Here is an 18,101-nt window from a genome sequence, read left to right on the forward strand (position 1 = left end):
AATTAATAATATTTCTCCGCTCTTCTAATCGCTTTAATAGCCCCTTTATAATCTCCAATATTATATTTTGATTCACTGATAATTTCTAGTTTATTTATTACCTCCTTTTTCCTTTTATCGCTAATTACCTTTTTATAATCTGCAATTAAATCATATTTACTTTTTTGTATTTTCGAGCCTTTAATCAAGACATTATATTGAGGCTCTAAATCTATTTTTAAAAAAGTACCTAACAAAATATTTTTATAATCTATTTTTATATTATCTAATTCCTTGGATTTATTAATTTCCAATAATCTAATTTCTTTTGCTTTTATTTTATCCTCTATAGCCCCCTGATAATTTCCATTTTTATACTTAGAATTACTTCTTCCACTAAATGAAATATCTTTAGACCTTTGATTAATAATATCTATTTTAGCCTCAAAATAAATTGACTTTGAGAAGTCATCTATAGCAGATAGATTATCTCCTAATTTATCATTTAAGAATCCACAGTTTAAATATGCCAAAGCAATATCATCTTGACTTTGAAAACTATCAATATTCTTTTTAATAGATTTAATTGCACCATCATAATCATCTAAATCAATCAAATTAATTGCTTCATCGTAAAAAGATAAAGACTCGTCTAATTTTTTCAAATCATTTCTTCCTCTTCTTCATTTTAAGCACATTAATGATGGTCGGTTTAAAAATGTTCAAGAAAATACGTAAGAGAAAAGCAACTTTAAAGAAATACGAGAGGGTGTCAGTGAAGTTTTGTCACTCTAGGACTCCTAGGGACAGTATAGGACAGGTTCATGAGATCAGATTGCGATATCCACCAGCACGTCAACTAATATCACCCAGCACATCCACCAGCACAATCTTCAGACATAGAAAAATTTGCAGGATCTCTAGAGATCAATTATTCCTGAAAACGACTACTAAGACTAGACGTCTGTAAGTCTATGGATCCGCAGGAATTACAAAATACGGAGAGGGTGGGATTCGAACCCACGGATAGTTTTAGCTATCAAACGATTTCGAGTCGTTCGCTTTCGACCACTCAGCCACCTCTCCCTTCAAATGAGTTTAAAGCAATCTTTTTAATTCTTTTGAGAATAAACAGAATTAACAACTTCTTCTTAATTATTTAATCCCAACCTGCTTTTCTCATAAGCTTGATTGCTTTTTTATTATTTGCTCCTAATTGATCAATGGTCACATTATCAGGAGTAAATTCTCCAAATTGTGTAACTTCATCCGTTTTATTGAAACCAACCAAAGGGTGTTCAAATGTTGGACCTGCTAATCCACTACTGCCATTAGGAGAAGCTAGATACTCAAGGAGTTGAATTGCTTCTAATTTATTTTCAGCATATTTAGCTATGCCACCTGCACTGACATTTACATGAGCAGGATTAGGAGTCAGAACTTTTACTTTTTTAGCCAACCTTTGATCTTTCCTACCATTAACACCTGCAAGCATTCTTGATACATAGTAGTGATTGACTATCCCTACTCCACATTTACCCTGAGCGACAGCTCTTATAACACCTATATCTCCAGGGAAAAAAGGTTGAGAAATATTTGAAATCATCCCTTTTAACCATTCTTTCGTTTTTGCTTCTCCTTTATTGACAATTTGATTAGCAACTAAAGATTGATTGTATGGACTGCTCCTTTTTCTTACACAAACAAGACCCTTCAATTCAGGACTCGCAAGATCTGAATAATCTTTGACTGAATTTACATCAATTTTCTTAGGATTAGCGACCATCACCCTCACCCTTCTTGTTAAGGCATACCACCTTGCTTGGGGATCTCGATATTCCACGGGAACATTTTTATCTAACTCATCCGATCTATATGACTGAAGAAGACCACTTTTTGCAGCATTGCTAATTCGAGCAGCATCAACAAGAAGTATCACATCGGCTTTAGAATTTGATCCTTCCCTTTTCAATCTTTCGACTAAAGAAATACCTGTAGCCTCAATTAATCGAATCTTTATTCCAGTCTCTTCGGCAAATTTCTTATATATCTGCTTATCAGTGTTGTAATGCCTGCCTGAATAAATTCTTACTTCTTTCTCAGAGGCTTTTACATGATTAAAACTTGAAGAGACTAGTAGAGTGCCTGTTAATGCTGAAGTAAAAAGACGCTTAATTAAATTCATTAATCTATCTAGGGAAGGGATTAATATATTTGTATAGGTTAGACAAGAAGACACACCTAAATATAGCTTCGCAACTTTGATACTTATTCAAGTATCAATTGATATCCTATTTATACTTTAGAATAGTAATCAAATCTAGATAATAAAGATGGAATATTTAAGTCATTCTTTAATTAATCAATCAGAAGCTCTTCAAATAGTTAAAAGACTAAAAGCAGAGAAATCCTCATGGCAAGATGGAAGAAAAACAGCGGGAAGTCATTCAGAAAAAATCAAATCTAATTTTCAATTAGATAGAAATTCAAAATTATCAATTGAGCTTAGAGAAATTATTGTTAATAAAATAATTTCAAATCCTCTTCTAAAAAGTTTTACATTACCTAGTCTGATCCATGGAGTCATGTTTACTCAATCTCTAGCTGGTCATGGCTATGGGTCACATCTTGATAATCCTTACATGCCCTCAGGAAGAAGTGATTTATCTTTTACGTTATTTTTAAACGAACCAGAAGATTATAAAGGTGGTGAATTATGTATTCAGACGATCAATAAAACTGAAAAAATTAAACTATCTGCTGGAGAAATGATAATTTATCCCAGCACAAAACTACATTCTGTTGCTGAAGTCAAAGATGGTGAACGTTATGTATGTGTAGGCTGGATTCAAAGCTATGTACAAAATAATGAAGATAGAAATTTCCTATTCGAGCTGGATGCAGGAGCAAAAGGCTTACTGGCAAAACACGGAAGATCCGATGAATTAGATTTAATTTTCCAGGCTTACAGCAATATCCTAAGAAGATTAGGAGATTAAATCGATCACTTTATACAAGCAGAGGTAAAAAAAGAACTTTCATCAGGGGGTGTGATCCACCAAAATATAAACAAATAAAAAATGGTATGCCAAGTAAAACACCTATCGGAATATTCCTTGCAGCAACTGCTGCCTTAGCGACTAACGCAATTATTCCTGACAATTCGATGGCTGGAGACAAGCATGGAGAAATGGGAGGCTTAAAAGAATGGACTACAGATCAAGAAGCAGATGAGGATGGAAAGCTTGATGAAGCTGCACAAAAAGCTGCTGATAAAGCTAAGAAATCAAATGTTTGTATCCCTATTGGAGAGGGTGAGAACTGCTGGTAAACTTTTGATATGTAAAAGAATACACGCCCCAAAGAAAGGGGCTTTTTAATGCAAAAAAAAACGCCCCTTCTTTGGGGCGTTTTAAATCTCATAATTAAAAGAATTAGAATCTGAATTCAGTTAGAACAACTGCTCCACTAACATCTTTGCCTTCAGACTCAACATCTGAACCACCAAAGATTGCAGGAGTAACTGTTACGCCATCGTTTATTTTGAAGGAATAGTAAGCTTCCCAAACACTGTTATCTTCAGAAGGATCAGAAGTACCACCAACAATAGAAGTAGCGCTAACTCTTGAACCAAAAGCAACACCAGCTCTGTTTCCGTCGATCAGTAGGTCTTTCCAACCAAGTCCAACCATCCAACCTGATGCTTCATCAGCAAATCCAGTTGGAGCATCATCAATAGTAGAAACGTCATAACCAAGCTGAACTTCAGGAATAGCTCCTGTTGTATCAGGCTTCCAATATGCTCTTAAACCAACTGCAGTTTCAGAACCAGCAGCAGATCTTGCTTTACCTGCAGCCGTTGTGAAATAGCTATCTGACCAGCCATTTTCTTTCAATGCAACAGCACCAGAGACTTGCCACTGAGGGGTGCCGTACTCAAGCTTAGTAAGTAAAGCTGACTTACCATCTTCACCAAATAGACCTTGGTCTTTCCCAGACTTTGCACCACTTTGGTTTGTGTAAGCAACACTTACCGCAAATCTACCTGCTGAGGGATCTTCAGTTGGTTGAACATAAGCAGCACCAAAACCAGCTTTAGTAGAAGAACCATAAACAGTTCCGTTTCCACCAAGAGTGAATTGCTTAGTAACAGGCTTATAGATAGAAGGAGAACTTGCAAGCATGTAGTAGTTCTCAATTTTTGGACCAACCCAAACAGTTACGTCTTCGCCAACTGGGAATTGATACCAAATTTTGTCAACCTTAAGAGCATCTGATGTGTTCTTACCAGCTGAAAGATAAGTACCTTGACCTTTGTCTACAAAATGATCTGATACGTTACCAGCTTTGAGCCTTGTATAGAGCATGTCTTCACCAGTAAAACTGGTGTTCATGTTCAACTGATACATATATTCCATAGTGATGCTGTCAGTATCTGACTCAGCATCATCATCAACATAACCAGTTATAAAAGCAGCCTTTCCGCTCATCTTTGTAGATGAAGAGAACTGACCAGCCATGATTTCGCCGAGTTGAGCTTCAACGCCATCAACACGAGCTTGAATAACTTCAGAACTTAGATCTGACTCGTTAGATACCGCAGTTACGTCGGCATTTGCAGCTAATGGTGCCATTAGGCCCAAAGCAGCAGGAGCTACCAGCAAACGCTGAAAAAGCTTCATTGTGTCCTCACACAAATTATGTCAATGGAATAATAATGTATTAAATAAAACATTACAAAGACAAAAAATCTAGAAGTATCTTTTTATACATAGGAATATATAATTCGAACTGTTAATTAACTAATTAATCAAAAATATTACTTAAGATTAATCAATTATTGGCACAAAGAGGGAACCCAATGGTCTCTCTTTCCTCTAGCCAAGCTTCAGCAACTTTACGAGCTAAAGATCGAATTCTTGCAATAATCTTAGTTCTTTCAGTAACAGATACAACCCCTCTTGCTTCTAACAAATTAAATGTATGACTGCATTTTAGAACATAGTCAAGGCAGGGCGCAGGTAATTTTTTTTCGATTAATTGATGAGCCTCTTCCTCGTAAATCTCAAAAAGTTTCCTTAAATTTCCGGAGTTAGATTCTTCAAAATTATACTTACATTGTCCTTTTTCAAAAGGAAGCCAGATATCACCATATTTATTCTTTTTATTCCAAGAAAGGTCCCAAATACTTTCAACATTTTGTAAATACATTGCCAATCTCTCCAGACCATAAGTGATCTCAATCGAAACAGGCTTGCAATCAATACCTCCACATTGCTGAAAATAAGTAAATTGAGTAACTTCCATCCCATCAAGCCAAACCTCCCACCCAACTCCCCAGGCGCCTAATGTAGGAGACTCCCAATTGTCCTCTACGAATCTAATATCGTGATCTTTGGCTGAGATACCCACTGCATCAAGGGAAGACAAATAAATTTCTTGTATACCGTCTAAAGAAGGCTTGATAAGAACTTGATATTGAAAATAATGCTGAGCTCTATTCGGATTGTCTCCATATCTTCCATCAGTTGGCCTTCTGCAGGGCTCTGGATAAGCGACAGCCCAAGGTTCAGGACCTATTGCTCTCAAAAAAGAATGAGGACTCATCGTCCCTGCACCCTTCTCTAGATCATATGGCTGAAGCAACAAACAACCTTTCCCACTCCAGAAATTATTGAGGCTAGAAATTATGTCCTGAAAGTACATTAGCCTGTCACTCCAATAGATTTGAACGAAATATGTGTTAGTCTGTTGTTAGTCAGTGCTTTAGAAAGCGAGCGGTGACGAGGATAATGCAATTCCAAGTTAGTCACGGGTTAGTCAGATTCTAATGAATGATCAATATGACTAACACCAAAAAAGTTGAAACTATCAAAGGATCGAATTCAAACTAAATTCATATCATCATAAGTTTCAAAATGAATAAATCCTATATTCAACGGGTAACTAGTCATAAAGAATCAGTTTCCAGAACTACTTGCTATAACTGAGACAAATATTTCTGTCCTGGAAATACATTAGTCTTGATATAACTGGAGTTAGAAGCAATTGGCTTAACCTGGCGGGGCTTATTATCAAGAAGCAGGCCCAATACATATACTTTACAAATAGCCAACCGAGAAAATTAATTAAATTCAAAATCCACCAGCGATCACTTAAAGCTGAGTACTCAGATGAGGATAAAGAAGAATGCGTAAGTATTTATACTCAATAACGAACGGTGCAGGCGCATCTCGCAAAAAGCAAGATAGATTAAAAGTACAAATAATCTCTAGTTATTAGCAACTATATACTGCTACTAAACAATATTGCATAGACATAAAATACAATTTTTTTTAAGATTAAATAAATAATATACTAATACAAACATTAGCTTGCTTATATTAATTTATTATTGATTGTATGCTACTTGAATATATGCGAATAGGCGATAAATTCTCTATTTACAAGCTAAAAACATAAACCCATTAGACGTTAAATAAAAATAAAATATAGTACATCAGTACCCGTTGTTCCGATTCGTCACAAGGCGTATATTGAATAGGCACTTAGCTAGTTCTATGGAATTATCGCCCACAGAGGTGGTTGACTTAGCAACTATTCCGCTCAACAGTGAAGTTACTAAGGGCCTCGTGCCAGCCCAGGTGGAGTATGTCAAGGAGTCGGTCGTCGAAATCAACGAGGAGCTGAGCTGCGTCGGTCAGTCACTCAGGGCCGTTGCGGCCAACCTCTCCGATATAAAGAGTAACATCAAGCCTGGTAATTGGAGAGCCTTTTTAAAGTCTGGAGCAATTAATTGCTCCGAAAGGTTTGCCGTTGACCTTGTAAGTGCATACACTAACTGGCTAGGTGGCTCCGATATAGACGATAACTTACTTGCATCATTAACTCCTAGATCACTAGCTCTAATGGGAAGCAAAGGGGTGACCGACAAGGAACGGCAAAAGGTATTTGAAGCGGTGGGCAACGGCGAAAGAATGACAGAAGCGACTGTAAGAGGCTTAGTAAAAGGGAGCAAGAAAAAGACAACTAAATATTCACAAAAGACCGAGAGCGAGAAGATTAAATCCCTAAAAGAAAAAGTCGAGACTTACAAGAAAGTCATTAGCAATCTTCAAGACGAGAACAAGAAGCTGAGTAAACTGCTATCAAACAGAGAAAAATTTGATTCGCTTGTCTAATACCAAGTCCACAAAATTTCCCACTATTATTTAATATGAAAATCTCCAACACAAGCTCTAGGATTTCACAACAAAAGAATTTTAAATCTGAGACTCTTAACACAATAGAGAAGGGGATTACGAAGAGATTACTAGAAAAATATAAGCCCAAACCTTATCACAAAATGGGGAAGATGATAGAAAGGAAAAATCAAAAGAGAGTGGCTTGAAATCATGAATAAGAATTTAAAGTCAAGAAATGGGTTAATCCATTTATACAACCCGAAAGAGGAAGGATTAGGATCCTACGACGTTCACTACATAAATGCCTACAAAAAAGATAAAAGCTTAAAGAATAAGCTAGAGAGAAACGATAAAGAGAGGCATGCGGCATGATTCCATTCATTAGAAGTCTTTCAGAATTAATGGCAATTACAGAGTCAAGAGAGAGCGAAAATGAGGCAACTCAAAACCATGAGAGCTACACTTCGACAATGGATAGTGGGCAAAGAAAACGTTATGCAAGATCTCTCAACAAAAAAGAAGTTAATCTCCCTGATATTCCAAAAACAATACGGCATAAGTGGATACAAAATACAAACAATTTATCAAAATTTATTGATGAATTAGATTATAACAACCAAATCCAATCATCTTTTGATCTGACCTTATTAGAAAGACAAAACAAAAAAAATCGACAGGATGTAGCATAATCATGAAAAAACCTACCGTAAATAATGTCATAGAATATTTATCGTTGACTTTGATTGTCTCATATTTTTTTATTCATAATATTTTTTTAGTTCTGATTGGGATTACATTTTCATTATACTTGACTAATATAAATTTTTTTAATAGTTTAATTAGATATATAAATAAGAATTTTTTTATTAAAAAACAATCTAAAGATTTAAATAAAAACGATACGGCAGTAGTAGATGATTCTATTAATATCAAATCAGCCAAAGAAGATAGCAAGCTTACATTAGTTGAAACGATAGAAGAATTTGGATTTATTCCCTCAGTAGATAAGAATGACGAAATTGAAGCCGCATAATTTAATATATATATGTATTTATTAAATCTAACTTCTTATAAAGCTATTTTACTATTTACAATTAAATCAATAAAAGGTAGTCTGGATTAAATGCAATGAGGAAATGACAGAAGATCGAAAAAGTATAGAAGATATATTAATCAAAGGTTTGTCCCATATATTAAAAAGAACAGTAGTGGTCAATCCAGGGGATCAATTAGCTATTGCCCAAGAGTATAAAGAGTGGATAAATTGTATATCCGCTAGCGACTTCTCAGAGCAGGAGATCTTGGTTATAGACAAGTTTACGTTAAGTGAATAGTATGTATAACTTTAATAATTTAAGAATAGATAGTATATATAATATTATTATATATATTAAAAAATTTCTAATATAAATAGAAAAAGTTTGTGATTTAGATAGATTGACTTTATCCTAAAGATAAATATCTCTCTCCGAAGTTTTAATAAACAAAAAGTTTTATTTTTATTTCATTTATACATTATATTACAAGTTTAACCACAAAAAAATAATCTAAGTAGGTAAATTAGTTTTAAGCTAAAATTCTTTAATTATTTTTTTACAAATGAATTTACGCATTGTATTATTAATCTGAATAGCTTTATATATTATTATATTTTCATTTAAAAGAATATTTAAACTATAAAATAAATTCAAGAAAATAAGCATACTGTCTACATTAGACTATAAACCAAGAAATAAAAATTTGACACTTGGTAATACTCTTGTACTATAGAAAGGCGTTGCGAGCGTGTGAAGAATCTCAAATTTCTTTTCCCCACTCTAACAAAATCATTTAATTCACAAAGCATGATTAATGCAACGGCCAATAGAGGCAGGGGATTGTTCGCGTATCTAATCAACCAATCAATTGGAGTATCTAATGGAATCTTCAAGAACTTCAAGCTGGAAATCAACAACGAGTTTAAAGCTTTCAAGCGGGCTAGGGATAGGCAGAGAAGCTCTCATAAAAAGCTCCACAAGAGAGTTAGTTGAATTTTATTGGACAAATCGAAAGCGGTTTTCAGGAGGTTACATAGGATTCCCATCCAAAACAAGTAGGGATCAGGGGAAATAACGACTTAACTTGAAATTTCTTATTTGTGTTTTTTCGGTCTAAATAAAGAATAAATTTTAAGCCTATTGAAATAAAAATAAAATAATAAATTATGGTTATTATTTATCATTAAGTACTTGATATGAATTCGGAGCAAGTATTAAAAATAATATCCACCAAGCAAAAACAAAAATGCCTATAACTGAAGTAAATATAATATTATTAAATAGTTTCCAACTAAAAATTAGAACTAAAACTCCAAAGCTAATAATTGACCAAGGTTGACACCAGTAAGGCTTTGAATCCCAAAAACTTTTTTTTGAATTTGTATCCATTAAAGAAACTTGATAAATGATTAACGCTATCCAATCCTAAACACTTACTCAGGCTTTTCTTCTTCGACTGCCTGATCCTCTTCAAAAGGCTTTTCTTCTTCAACTGCCTGATCCTCTTCAAAAGGCTTTTCTTCTTCAACTGCCTGATCCTCTTCAAAAGGCTTTTCTTCTTCAACTGCCTGATCCTCTTCAAAAGGCTTTTCTTCTTCGACTGCCTGATCCTCTTCAAAAGGCTTTTCTTCTTCAACTGCCTGATCCTCTTCAAAAGGCTTTTCTTCTTCGACTGCCTGATCCTCTTCAAAAGGCTTTTCTTCTTCGACTGCCTGATCCTCTTCAAAAGGCTTTTCTTCTTCGACTGCCTGATCCTCTTCAAAAGGCTTTTCTTCTTCAACTGCCTTAATTTCAACTATGTTGTCAATTGAAGAAGAGGTCTCACTGTTAGTAAAAATCTTAGAAACCTCATCAACCGAATCAGTCGCTGAGCCCTTAAGTAAAAATTTCAGAACATATCCAAGAGATACAAACAAAGCTATTGGTAGGACAAGACCTAGAAGCAATTTGTAGAGGATTATTCCTATTCCAAGGACAGCAATAGAAGTAAGAATGTTCTTCCTGTTCATATGAGCTAAATGAATAGATACTAAATCTAAGCTATTTCTGAGTTATCTTGATGACATAGCTTCAAGGCGATGTCTATTTAAATAATCTAAATTGTAATTATTAACGTAAAATTCAATGCTCATAAAAGAGAAAGAATTAAAAAAATTCTTTAATTTATCTTATGGAGAGAAAGCGCCATCAAGGGATGAATGGGAATCTTTGTACAATCAGCAAGTTAAATTCATCGATCCTACTCAAGAAAAAAATGGAATTGATGCATACATCAAAGCTCAAGATGGATTAATCAAAAGATGTGATGATATTTATTTAGAATCACATTCAATTGCCATCAATAAGAATATTGCTTTTGTTGAATGGACAATGGGTTTAAAAATAAAAGGTAAAGAATTTATATATGATGGAACAACACGATTAATATTTGATGAAGAAGGGAAGGTAAAAGAACATAGAGATTATTTTGATTTTTGTTCAGGAACATTTGGTAATATTCCATTTATAGGAGCATTTTTTAGATGGTTATATTCAAGATTTGTTGACTAAAATATTTATTATTTTTTAAATCAGAAAATGACTAGTGAATTGACCTAATCGCAATCGAACGAAAAATACTATTTATTTATTTTCAAAATTTAATTTGTTTATTTGGTTCAATACGTAATTAATTTTTTTTAGCTATAACAAGAGTGTTGCTGGAAGAATCGAATGGGAAAATTAGTTGATTTAATCAAGGAAACCTACGACCATAAAGCATGCTTAGAGATTGCGAGTAGTGGTTGTTCTGATGGTGCATGCACAAGACATAACTATCAAGCTGACACTCTCTTGCTCTATATGAGTTACTCAGATGAGATCATCCAATACACTTCAGAAAGACTAGGATATTCTTTTCTTTCTAATCTTGCAAGAGATTTTGGATCACCACTAAAAGAAAATAAAGATGAAGATAATTTCTCATGGCAAGAAGTAGTATCGGCTTGTCCAAATAAGGATGACTATAAACATGCCCTTGTATGGAAATTTATAGAATTAGTAGCCAAAGAGAAAAGTTTAGAGTACTAATAATTCAATATGGGATTAATTATCTAGTAATTTAGTATTTATCCTAGAGGTGATTTAATTTTCGAAAAAAGATCAAATACTTGACTCATCCAATTAGGTTTAAAAATAAAATAAATCACAAAAAAAAAGAATATTGCACCTATTATTCCATAAATTTGAACCTCTATTTCTTCCAAAATCTCCTCAATCCAAATAAGGAAAGATTTATTTTTACTTTCTCTTTCCATTGAAAAATATATTTATAGAAGTATAAACGAATAATAACTAATTTAAATTAATATTTATAAAAAGTACCATAGATCTATAAATAATTATATTCGATTCATAAATTGAATATAAAATCATGGCCAAAAAGACTCGTCAGAGAGAATTTTTAATTAGATTATTTAGATGATATACAAAACAAAATTGATGAATAAACCTTCTATTGAACAAATAATTTCAGTAACACTTAGCTGTACCTTAATTAGGATGACTGAAATAGATAGAATAGATAGATCCGTTCTTTATCAAGAATTTAAAGAATGGATAGTAAATTCTGGTGAAAATGAAGAGTACCAAGAAATTTTATGCCTGAGATACTTAAAAAATGATAGAAAGATTAATTAGATTAACTTATAATTACTATTTGATTATCTTGCAGAAAAAGAATTTTAAAATCCTCGTTCAAGCACAAAAAGCACTAAGGTAAAGTAAATCCAAAGAAATGTTCACTTCTTTATTTTCTCTGCTTTTTTCAACTTTACTTTGGGTTCAAGTACCTCAGTGGAATGATAATTGGTCAAAATGTGCCGTGGATGTACCCGACACTGCTTGCCATTGGTACATAGTTTCTCCAGACAATACTTTTGGTAAAGGATTCGATTGGGCCACAGCCCCATGGTTTGATGCAAACGGATTAAATGATGTTGCAAAAATTTCTTCTGAAACAGTTTTAGAAAAACTACAATCAAAAGAAAATCGTAGAAAATTATTATCTTGAGTATTTCTTAGACACTTACTTTAGAAAACAAAAAGATTAAATTTTAATCAGAAATAATTAATTTCTTATTTCACCTAACACTCTTAGTGCTTCATTTACATGAGCAGGACCATTTAAAAGGTCGTTAAAAATATGTCTAATAACACCTTTCGAATCAATAATATAAGTCACACGACCATCTAGTAAACCAAGAACTTTAGGGACACCAAAAGCTCTTCTCAAAGAATTGTCCGTATCACACAATAATGGGAAAGGAAGTTTATTTTTGTCAGCAAAGGATCTATGGCTTGCCTCATCATCTCCACTGACCCCCCAAACCTCCGCACCAAAAAGTTTAAAAAGATCGTATTTATCTCTAAAACCACAATTTTCAGCTGTACAACCTGGGGTATCATCTTTAGGGTAAAAAAATAAAACTAATGGCCTACCTTTGGCTTGCTTATTTGTCCTTGAGACTCCTAGCTGATCAGAGAGTGAAAAATCAGGTATTTGATCGCCTAACTTTAAAGGCATTTGACCCCAGAAATACTTTAGATTATTATAGAAAAAACTAGAGCGATTTGGAGGTAAATAGAGTTAATCAAATAGTGGTAAATGAATAATATATAAATCAACAGCTAATAACTATATTATTAAAATCATAAATATATTAAGGTAAATAATAATATTATTGAATTTTAGTATAATGAAATTAATTAAATAAAAATCATTGGGTGGTTTCGGGAAAAAGAAAAAAGAGAATAAAGCCTCTTCAAAAAAACTCCTAAAGCTTTCAGAAAAGGAACTGAAAGCAAAGTCAATCAATAATCATATCAAAGGTAATATAGATGAAGCAGAAAAAGGTTATCTAGCTTTTCTCAAAAATGGTTATTCTGATGCAGATATAATTTCAAATTATGCGCTCATTTGTGAAGACAAAAAAGAAAATGAAAAAGCAATTAAACTTTATGAAAGATGTATCAAGATTTATCCCAATCATATTTTCTCAAAACTAAATTTATCTTTCTTATATTATAAGTTAAATAATTTAGAAAAAGCAGAAATAATTATTGGAGAAGCAATTAAATTAAAACCAGATTTACCAAATGGATATTGTATTAGAGGATTAATTTTAAAAGGTTTAAATAAATACAATGAGTCAGAATTATCACTTAAAAAAGCAATCCAAATAGATGGTAATTACTTTGATGCATATATCAATCTAGGTTTATTAAATAAAGATTTTCATAAATATAAAGAAGCAGAGGAATATTATTTAAAAGCCTTAGAAATAAATAATAAATCTGCCATAGCACACTTGAATCTAGGTGCATGCTACAAAGAGAAACAAGAATTAGATAAGGCAATATTTCATACAGAGAAGGCCATAGAACTAGATAACAAATTAGAAAACTGTTTTTTAAATCTAGCTACAATATATAACCAGATTGGTGATTATAAAAAATCACTCAAAATTATAAAAAAAGAAATTTTATTGAATAAAAATAGTGAATTAAGTTTCCAACTTTTATGTGAATTAATTAAACAAGGAGAATTATTAGATACATCAGAAAAAGATAATAGAGAATTACTTAAAAACATATTAAATAGAAAAGATATTTCTCATCGAGAACTATTTGGGAATATAAACAGCCTGATCTCCAAAGAAATATTAGAAAAATTATCTATTTTAGAGTCGGAGTTGTATGACAGTAATGAATTTGACATTCTTATTAAGGAAAAGGAATTAGTAAAAGCACTTTCATTACTAATATTTTGCTCTCCGTTATGGGAAAAAGTTTTAGTAAATATACGAAAGAATATTCTTATAAGCTATTCAGATAAATACAAAGTAAGTAATAATATTTTTGATTTTACTATAGGCCTTGGATCACAATGTTTCTTAAATGAGTATGTCTACTATATATCCACAGAAGAAAAGGTTAAACTAAAAGAACTTAAGAAAACAATCAATAATAGTAAAAATCAAGATTATAAATTAGCAATTATATCCTGCTACCAATCTCTATATTCAATAAACAATGAAATAATTAATTTGAATACTTATGTATCAAATAATTATGAATTTAACAACCTACTTAACTTACAATTTAAAGAGTTAAATAAAGAAAAAAAGATTTCGAAAGAGATTAGAGCGATAGGAAGTATAAAAGATTCTATATCTAAGGAGGTTAAAAATCAGTATGAATTAAATCCATATCCTAGATGGAGATATAATTCATATGCTAAAGAAAACAAATTAAATTATTTATCTGTTATTAATTCTGAAATTCATCCAAATGAAATCACATCTGATTCTTCTCAATCACAAAATAAAAAATTAAACATACTTATAGCTGGATGTGGAACTGGGATTCAAATAATTGAAGCATCTAGATATCGTAACTGTGAAATAACAGCGATCGATTTAAGCAATTCAAGCATCTCATATGCAAAAAGGAAGGTCGATGAATATGGCTTGAAAAATGTCGATTTTATAGAAATGGATTTACTTGAATTAACATCACTAAATAAAAGATTTGATTTAATAGAATGTTCAGGTGTTCTTCACCATATGAATGATCCTACTAAGGGGTTATCAAATTTATTTGATGCGTTAGAACCAAAAGGTTTTATAAAGTTAGGTTTGTACAGCAAGTATGCACGAGAAAAAATACTAAAAGCGAGAAATCTAATCAAGGAAAAAGATATTAACCCAGATGTTGATGAAATAAGACGCTTCCGAAATGTCGTTCTTAATGGAGAAATAAAACAATTAAATGAAATAACTTCTTGGTCAGATTTCTACTCAACCTCAATGTGTAGAGATCTCTGCTTTCATAGTCACGAAAACTGTTACTCATTAATTGAGATTAAAAGGATGTTAAAATTATCTAACCTTGAATTCCTAGGTTTTACTCTTTCAAAAGATATAAAAGATAAATATCAGAGAGATAATAAAGATATAGACTCTTTAAAAGATTTAGAATTATGGGATAAATTTGAAAAATCAAATCCTAATTCTTTTAGAGAAATGTATCAATTCTGGGCTAGAAAATCAATTAAATAATTGTTCTTCCAATCCTGGAATAAACATTTTACATAGGGTAAAAATAAATAATATTGCCAGAACATTACCTAGCATTGCTATTGCAAAACGAATTCTCAGATCCTTAGCAAATGGTAATAGGTTTTCCCAAAGTTGTAATAATGGTCCGCCTGCCATTGGATATTAATGTTTAATTACTAATAGCTTACATTGGGACTACCTTATTGGCTACATAAAAACCATGATTTAAAGTAAAAAGATTTTATTAATATCTTCTACTTTAATTTGCTTCTCATAAAAAATAGAAGTATCAACCCTATCAAAATTAGAGCTACAGGATAAAGAAATACAAATAATATATCTGTTAATTTTTCAGGTCTATTCACAATAAATAAACCTACTATAAAAATTATTATTGGCAAAAGGATAAGTGATTTTATTAATAGGCCTTCATTCCATTTTTTAATCACATTATCTTCATCTAATAATGTTTCCAATTTCTCCTTTAAAGCTTCATCATTAAAATCAGACTGATCACCCATTTAATTTTGATAGTAATACTACTAATGTAAGGTAAAACAATATAAGGTTTTTTTCATTACTATATAGCTCTGATCTATATTCACACATATAAAAAATGAGCGACTTTAATTATATAGATTTATTTGGTTTTTTAGCGGCTTTACTTACTACCATTGCTTTTTTACCTCAATTATATAAAACATGGCAAACAAAATCAGCAGATGATGTTTCATTGATTATGTTAATTCTTTTTATAACAGGGCTTTTTTGTTGGATTATTTACGGCATAAAAATTAATTCTTTTCCTATCCTAATTGCGAATGTTATTACTTTTATTTTTAATTTTTCGATTTTAATTTTAAAAATTACATATAGAAAAAATAAATACGAATGAGATTCTTTTATATATATTAAATTATTTTTCTAATGCTCCCATAGAAGCTATAGTTAATTAAGAATTGAATTAACTAAATGCCTGTAGAAGAGCTACAACTTATTGGGAAATCATTAGCTTTGCATCCTCCCGTAATGATAATCACACTTGGTTTATTCATGTACATTAGAGGTAAAGCTATTGCAAGCAGCAATCCAACAAAAAAAGTTACTCCATTTTTTCCTTTTAGAAACGTTTAAAAATATAATTAATTATTCAACCTTTTACAAATAAATTTGTTTATTTAGCAATCAACCAAAAGGATTAGTTCCTTTAAGTGGTCCTACAAATAGAAATTCCATAACAGCTCCTGTTATTGCAACAGGGAAAACCCAAATAGACATAAATCTAATCCCCATAAATTTCATTCCACCTTTCCCTGCAAACGCGTCTTTAGTCATTGTGTAGACGGTTTCAGTATCACTTACGGTGTATGAATTTTCTCCTGGGCTAGAGTAAGGCTGGGCAAAATTCATATTATTTATTAAATTTCTTACTTTGTTATGCAGAACTATTGGCCAAACCCATAAGAAAAATATACGACTAGCAAATGCAAATGTATCTGATTGAGGAATTCCTAATTGCTTATTTACTCTATCTTTTGGGAAAGCATCCTCGATAATATCTGAAATAAGATTTTGATCTGTTGGGAATACAACTTTTTTATTAATGACCTTTGATTGATCAACGGAAGAAACAGTTTCTGTTTCTGTATTTTCTAAAACAGCCGTAGAGCTATTATTTTCATTCAGATTTGCTTCTTGACTTTCCATAACAATCTTCCGTTTAGTAAAGATTATAAGTCGTCTTGGTTGTTTTTGATTAAAGAAATATATAAATTAAAAATATTAAATAGAAATTTTAATTATCTTTTTACTCAATAAAAAAAAGCTTACCTGCTGATAAGCCTTTTTTTATTTTTATTTTTTTAGTTAAGCGTTTATTACACCACGGCGAATAAATTGCATTGCAAATATTGCTCCAAGGAAAAACACTGTTGGTATTCCCAATGCGTTAACCGCCAATGTTCTAACAGTAAAAACTGGGTATCCACCTGCTGGTCTTCCTTTATCAGCAACAATTGCAGTATCTTCCCAAACTTGTTCGTTTTTAATAGTTGGGCCATTATCCCAAACAAATACTCCCCACCTACGCAACCAATAATCAGCAAAGGCAAGAGTAAAAATAACTGGAGTAAGAACCAGCAATAATTTAAGTGTGTTCATCCATCTAGGATATTTATGAAACAAATCCTGGCATATGAGAGCCAAAAAGGCTGATCAAGAACAAGACCCTAAGGATTCTGTAACAAATTAATCCAATTTCAGAAGCTTTAAAGACTCCTTTATGCCTCTAGCTTTACTTCTGATAAGGTAGTTTTATTGCCTTATTGCAGGCCTATAAATTATTGGTTTTTATTTATGGAATTTGGTTTTAAAGAAATTCTTTTTGGACTTGCTGGGGTCAGCATGATTGCTTGGGCCGGAGTTATTGGCCTATGGCATACCTATATGTTTCCAACATTTTTCAAAGAAGATTCCAGTCGCATTAATAGTGCATCTCCATTAGGTTCTGCTCAGTCAGGCACTAATGCCAATGGCTCCAATAAACCATGGTTCATTGATGATGAAGGTGGCACACTCACTCCTAATTCAGCACTTGGTGCTATCGGTCTTAGCGATAGAGGAAAATACAGCAAAAAATCTTTTGTAGTTGCTGATTTCAATCCTGTAGAAGCAGGTTATGGAGTTAATAGGCTTTATACATCTGTTTTAATTGGCTTGGCTATAAGTACATTTGTAATAATTTCCTTTGGACTGCAAAGTGGATTTGGAATGATGGGTCCAAACTTATAAATTTATGCAAC

Annotated in this window: 27 protein-coding genes and 1 tRNA gene; 15 read left to right on the top strand and 13 right to left on the bottom strand. The window is 32.2% G+C overall.

The window, feature by feature from the left end:
- Nucleotides 1-2: 2 nt before the first annotated feature.
- The 3 genes from SIB53_RS00575 to SIB53_RS00585 form a co-directional block, all read right to left on the bottom strand.
- A complete protein-coding gene (locus SIB53_RS00575; RefSeq protein ID WP_413678305.1) occupies nt 3-644 on the bottom strand; it encodes a hypothetical protein in 642 nt (213 codons plus the stop codon).
- 334 nt (nt 645-978) lie between these two features.
- Nucleotides 979-1,065: transfer RNA gene (locus SIB53_RS00580), tRNA-Ser, on the bottom strand.
- 73 nt (nt 1,066-1,138) lie between these two features.
- Nucleotides 1,139-2,164 carry an extracellular solute-binding protein gene (locus tag SIB53_RS00585; RefSeq protein WP_413678306.1) on the bottom strand — a complete coding sequence of 342 codons (1,026 nt, stop codon included), beginning with the start codon at nt 2,162-2,164 and terminating at the stop codon, nt 1,139-1,141.
- 148 nt (nt 2,165-2,312) lie between these two features.
- Between SIB53_RS00585 and SIB53_RS00590 the strand changes: the two genes are divergently transcribed.
- A complete protein-coding gene (locus SIB53_RS00590; protein ID WP_413678307.1) occupies nt 2,313-2,978 on the top strand; it encodes a Fe2+-dependent dioxygenase in 666 nt (221 codons plus the stop codon).
- 86 nt (nt 2,979-3,064) lie between these two features.
- Entirely contained in the window at nt 3,065-3,310 is a 246-nt protein-coding gene (locus tag SIB53_RS00595) for a hypothetical protein (protein ID WP_413678308.1), read from the top strand.
- Between the two features lie 103 nt (nt 3,311-3,413).
- On the opposite strand, the gene SIB53_RS00600 is transcribed toward SIB53_RS00595, so the two are convergent.
- Nucleotides 3,414-4,661, bottom strand: coding sequence for an iron uptake porin (locus SIB53_RS00600; RefSeq protein WP_413678309.1), 1,248 nt, complete (start codon nt 4,659-4,661; stop codon nt 3,414-3,416).
- A 151-nt stretch (nt 4,662-4,812) separates the two neighbouring features.
- Nucleotides 4,813-5,685, bottom strand: a complete 873-nt coding sequence (gene glyQ / locus SIB53_RS00605) for a glycine--tRNA ligase subunit alpha (protein ID WP_413678310.1) — start codon at nt 5,683-5,685, stop codon at nt 4,813-4,815.
- A gap of 854 nt (nt 5,686-6,539) precedes the next feature.
- On the opposite strand from glyQ, the gene SIB53_RS00610 reads away from it, so the two are divergent.
- The 5 genes from SIB53_RS00610 (at nt 6,540) to SIB53_RS00630 (ending at nt 9,275) form a co-directional block, all read left to right on the top strand.
- Nucleotides 6,540-7,160 carry a hypothetical protein gene (locus tag SIB53_RS00610; RefSeq protein ID WP_413678311.1) on the top strand — a complete coding sequence of 207 codons (621 nt, stop codon included), beginning with the start codon at nt 6,540-6,542 and terminating at the stop codon, nt 7,158-7,160.
- A gap of 371 nt (nt 7,161-7,531) precedes the next feature.
- Complete coding sequence (locus SIB53_RS00615) at nt 7,532-7,852, top strand: hypothetical protein (protein WP_413678312.1); 321 nt, start codon at nt 7,532-7,534, stop codon at nt 7,850-7,852.
- 2 nt (nt 7,853-7,854) lie between these two features.
- Nucleotides 7,855-8,196 carry a hypothetical protein gene (locus tag SIB53_RS00620; RefSeq protein WP_413678313.1) on the top strand — a complete coding sequence of 114 codons (342 nt, stop codon included), beginning with the start codon at nt 7,855-7,857 and terminating at the stop codon, nt 8,194-8,196.
- A gap of 103 nt (nt 8,197-8,299) precedes the next feature.
- On the top strand, nt 8,300-8,497 hold the full coding sequence (locus SIB53_RS00625) for a hypothetical protein (protein WP_413678314.1): 198 nt from the start codon (nt 8,300-8,302) through the stop codon (nt 8,495-8,497).
- Nucleotides 8,498-9,080: 583 nt separating this feature from the next.
- On the top strand, nt 9,081-9,275 hold the full coding sequence (locus SIB53_RS00630) for a hypothetical protein (RefSeq protein WP_413678315.1): 195 nt from the start codon (nt 9,081-9,083) through the stop codon (nt 9,273-9,275).
- A gap of 98 nt (nt 9,276-9,373) precedes the next feature.
- On the opposite strand, the gene SIB53_RS00635 is transcribed toward SIB53_RS00630, so the two are convergent.
- Together SIB53_RS00635 and SIB53_RS00640 are read right to left on the bottom strand one after the other, a co-directional pair.
- Nucleotides 9,374-9,589, bottom strand: a complete 216-nt coding sequence (locus SIB53_RS00635) for a DUF6737 family protein (RefSeq protein ID WP_413678316.1) — start codon at nt 9,587-9,589, stop codon at nt 9,374-9,376.
- Between the two features lie 44 nt (nt 9,590-9,633).
- Entirely contained in the window at nt 9,634-10,209 is a 576-nt protein-coding gene (locus SIB53_RS00640; RefSeq protein WP_413678317.1) for a hypothetical protein, read from the bottom strand.
- A gap of 115 nt (nt 10,210-10,324) precedes the next feature.
- Here SIB53_RS00640 and SIB53_RS00645 point away from each other — a divergent pair, with 115 nt between their 5' ends.
- Together SIB53_RS00645 and SIB53_RS00650 are read left to right on the top strand one after the other, a co-directional pair.
- Nucleotides 10,325-10,750, top strand: coding sequence for a nuclear transport factor 2 family protein (locus SIB53_RS00645; protein WP_413678318.1), 426 nt, complete (start codon nt 10,325-10,327; stop codon nt 10,748-10,750).
- Between the two features lie 162 nt (nt 10,751-10,912).
- The gene (locus tag SIB53_RS00650) at nt 10,913-11,269 is read left to right on the top strand and encodes a hypothetical protein (RefSeq protein WP_413678319.1); all 357 of its coding nucleotides are present in this window, start codon (nt 10,913-10,915) and stop codon (nt 11,267-11,269) included.
- A gap of 38 nt (nt 11,270-11,307) precedes the next feature.
- Here the strand turns inward: SIB53_RS00650 and SIB53_RS00655 are convergent, their stop codons facing one another.
- Entirely contained in the window at nt 11,308-11,496 is a 189-nt protein-coding gene (locus tag SIB53_RS00655) for a hypothetical protein (protein ID WP_413678320.1), read from the bottom strand.
- Between the two features lie 184 nt (nt 11,497-11,680).
- Here SIB53_RS00655 and SIB53_RS00660 point away from each other — a divergent pair, with 184 nt between their 5' ends.
- Complete coding sequence (locus SIB53_RS00660; protein ID WP_413678321.1) at nt 11,681-11,878, top strand: hypothetical protein; 198 nt, start codon at nt 11,681-11,683, stop codon at nt 11,876-11,878.
- Between the two features lie 97 nt (nt 11,879-11,975).
- Nucleotides 11,976-12,251: a hypothetical protein gene (locus SIB53_RS00665; protein ID WP_413678322.1), complete on the top strand. Its 276-nt coding sequence runs from the start codon at nt 11,976-11,978 to the stop codon at nt 12,249-12,251.
- A 57-nt stretch (nt 12,252-12,308) separates the two neighbouring features.
- Here SIB53_RS00665 and SIB53_RS00670 read toward each other — a convergent pair whose 3' ends face one another.
- The gene (locus tag SIB53_RS00670; protein WP_413678323.1) at nt 12,309-12,764 is read right to left on the bottom strand and encodes a peroxiredoxin; all 456 of its coding nucleotides are present in this window, start codon (nt 12,762-12,764) and stop codon (nt 12,309-12,311) included.
- A 196-nt stretch (nt 12,765-12,960) separates the two neighbouring features.
- On the opposite strand from SIB53_RS00670, the gene SIB53_RS00675 reads away from it, so the two are divergent.
- A complete protein-coding gene (locus SIB53_RS00675; RefSeq protein ID WP_413678324.1) occupies nt 12,961-15,300 on the top strand; it encodes a methyltransferase domain-containing protein in 2,340 nt (779 codons plus the stop codon).
- Here the strand turns inward: SIB53_RS00675 and SIB53_RS00680 are convergent.
- Together SIB53_RS00680 and SIB53_RS00685 are read right to left on the bottom strand one after the other, a co-directional pair.
- Nucleotides 15,289-15,456, bottom strand: a complete 168-nt coding sequence (locus SIB53_RS00680) for a hypothetical protein (RefSeq protein ID WP_413678325.1) — start codon at nt 15,454-15,456, stop codon at nt 15,289-15,291. The two genes, SIB53_RS00675 and SIB53_RS00680, sit on opposite strands and share 12 nt — an antisense overlap.
- A gap of 98 nt (nt 15,457-15,554) precedes the next feature.
- Entirely contained in the window at nt 15,555-15,821 is a 267-nt protein-coding gene (locus SIB53_RS00685) for a hypothetical protein (protein WP_413678326.1), read from the bottom strand.
- Nucleotides 15,822-15,916: 95 nt separating this feature from the next.
- Here SIB53_RS00685 and SIB53_RS00690 point away from each other — a divergent pair, with 95 nt between their 5' ends.
- Nucleotides 15,917-16,195: a SemiSWEET family sugar transporter gene (locus tag SIB53_RS00690; RefSeq protein WP_413678327.1), complete on the top strand. Its 279-nt coding sequence runs from the start codon at nt 15,917-15,919 to the stop codon at nt 16,193-16,195.
- Nucleotides 16,196-16,272: 77 nt separating this feature from the next.
- A complete protein-coding gene (locus tag SIB53_RS00695) occupies nt 16,273-16,434 on the top strand; it encodes a hypothetical protein (protein WP_269613533.1) in 162 nt (53 codons plus the stop codon).
- Between the two features lie 51 nt (nt 16,435-16,485).
- On the opposite strand, the gene SIB53_RS00700 is transcribed toward SIB53_RS00695, so the two are convergent.
- Nucleotides 16,486-17,007: a hypothetical protein gene (locus SIB53_RS00700; RefSeq protein WP_413678328.1), complete on the bottom strand. Its 522-nt coding sequence runs from the start codon at nt 17,005-17,007 to the stop codon at nt 16,486-16,488.
- Nucleotides 17,008-17,166: 159 nt separating this feature from the next.
- On the bottom strand, nt 17,167-17,460 hold the full coding sequence (psbF, locus tag SIB53_RS00705; RefSeq protein WP_413678329.1) for a cytochrome b559 subunit beta, long form: 294 nt from the start codon (nt 17,458-17,460) through the stop codon (nt 17,167-17,169).
- A gap of 195 nt (nt 17,461-17,655) precedes the next feature.
- On the opposite strand from psbF, the gene SIB53_RS00710 reads away from it, so the two are divergent.
- Nucleotides 17,656-18,090 carry a hypothetical protein gene (locus SIB53_RS00710; protein ID WP_413678330.1) on the top strand — a complete coding sequence of 145 codons (435 nt, stop codon included), beginning with the start codon at nt 17,656-17,658 and terminating at the stop codon, nt 18,088-18,090.
- Nucleotides 18,091-18,101: the final 11 nt, after the last annotated feature.

The organism is Prochlorococcus sp. MIT 0916 (genome assembly GCF_047305155.1).
Classification (GTDB): Bacteria; Cyanobacteriota; Cyanobacteriia; order PCC-6307; family Cyanobiaceae; genus Prochlorococcus_B.

Coding starts and splice junctions, on each gene's coding strand:
- SIB53_RS00585 (WP_413678306.1), bottom strand. CDS start 2,164: ATGAATTTAATTAAGCGTCTTTTTACTTCAGCATTAACAGGCACTCTA.
- SIB53_RS00590 (WP_413678307.1), top strand. CDS start 2,313: ATGGAATATTTAAGTCATTCTTTAATTAATCAATCAGAAGCTCTTCAA.
- SIB53_RS00595 (WP_413678308.1), top strand. CDS start 3,065: ATGCCAAGTAAAACACCTATCGGAATATTCCTTGCAGCAACTGCTGCC.
- SIB53_RS00600 (WP_413678309.1), bottom strand. CDS start 4,661: ATGAAGCTTTTTCAGCGTTTGCTGGTAGCTCCTGCTGCTTTGGGCCTA.
- glyQ (WP_413678310.1), bottom strand. CDS start 5,685: ATGTACTTTCAGGACATAATTTCTAGCCTCAATAATTTCTGGAGTGGG.
- SIB53_RS00610 (WP_413678311.1), top strand. CDS start 6,540: ATGGAATTATCGCCCACAGAGGTGGTTGACTTAGCAACTATTCCGCTC.
- SIB53_RS00615 (WP_413678312.1), top strand. CDS start 7,532: ATGATTCCATTCATTAGAAGTCTTTCAGAATTAATGGCAATTACAGAG.
- SIB53_RS00620 (WP_413678313.1), top strand. CDS start 7,855: ATGAAAAAACCTACCGTAAATAATGTCATAGAATATTTATCGTTGACT.
- SIB53_RS00625 (WP_413678314.1), top strand. CDS start 8,300: ATGACAGAAGATCGAAAAAGTATAGAAGATATATTAATCAAAGGTTTG.
- SIB53_RS00630 (WP_413678315.1), top strand. CDS start 9,081: ATGGAATCTTCAAGAACTTCAAGCTGGAAATCAACAACGAGTTTAAAG.
- SIB53_RS00635 (WP_413678316.1), bottom strand. CDS start 9,589: ATGGATACAAATTCAAAAAAAAGTTTTTGGGATTCAAAGCCTTACTGG.
- SIB53_RS00640 (WP_413678317.1), bottom strand. CDS start 10,209: ATGAACAGGAAGAACATTCTTACTTCTATTGCTGTCCTTGGAATAGGA.
- SIB53_RS00645 (WP_413678318.1), top strand. CDS start 10,325: ATGCTCATAAAAGAGAAAGAATTAAAAAAATTCTTTAATTTATCTTAT.
- SIB53_RS00650 (WP_413678319.1), top strand. CDS start 10,913: ATGGGAAAATTAGTTGATTTAATCAAGGAAACCTACGACCATAAAGCA.
- SIB53_RS00655 (WP_413678320.1), bottom strand. CDS start 11,496: ATGGAAAGAGAAAGTAAAAATAAATCTTTCCTTATTTGGATTGAGGAG.
- SIB53_RS00660 (WP_413678321.1), top strand. CDS start 11,681: ATGAATAAACCTTCTATTGAACAAATAATTTCAGTAACACTTAGCTGT.
- SIB53_RS00665 (WP_413678322.1), top strand. CDS start 11,976: ATGTTCACTTCTTTATTTTCTCTGCTTTTTTCAACTTTACTTTGGGTT.
- SIB53_RS00670 (WP_413678323.1), bottom strand. CDS start 12,764: ATGCCTTTAAAGTTAGGCGATCAAATACCTGATTTTTCACTCTCTGAT.
- SIB53_RS00680 (WP_413678325.1), bottom strand. CDS start 15,456: ATGGCAGGCGGACCATTATTACAACTTTGGGAAAACCTATTACCATTT.
- SIB53_RS00685 (WP_413678326.1), bottom strand. CDS start 15,821: ATGGGTGATCAGTCTGATTTTAATGATGAAGCTTTAAAGGAGAAATTG.
- SIB53_RS00690 (WP_413678327.1), top strand. CDS start 15,917: ATGAGCGACTTTAATTATATAGATTTATTTGGTTTTTTAGCGGCTTTA.
- SIB53_RS00695 (WP_269613533.1), top strand. CDS start 16,273: ATGCCTGTAGAAGAGCTACAACTTATTGGGAAATCATTAGCTTTGCAT.
- SIB53_RS00700 (WP_413678328.1), bottom strand. CDS start 17,007: ATGGAAAGTCAAGAAGCAAATCTGAATGAAAATAATAGCTCTACGGCT.
- psbF (WP_413678329.1), bottom strand. CDS start 17,460: ATGAACACACTTAAATTATTGCTGGTTCTTACTCCAGTTATTTTTACT.
- SIB53_RS00710 (WP_413678330.1), top strand. CDS start 17,656: ATGGAATTTGGTTTTAAAGAAATTCTTTTTGGACTTGCTGGGGTCAGC.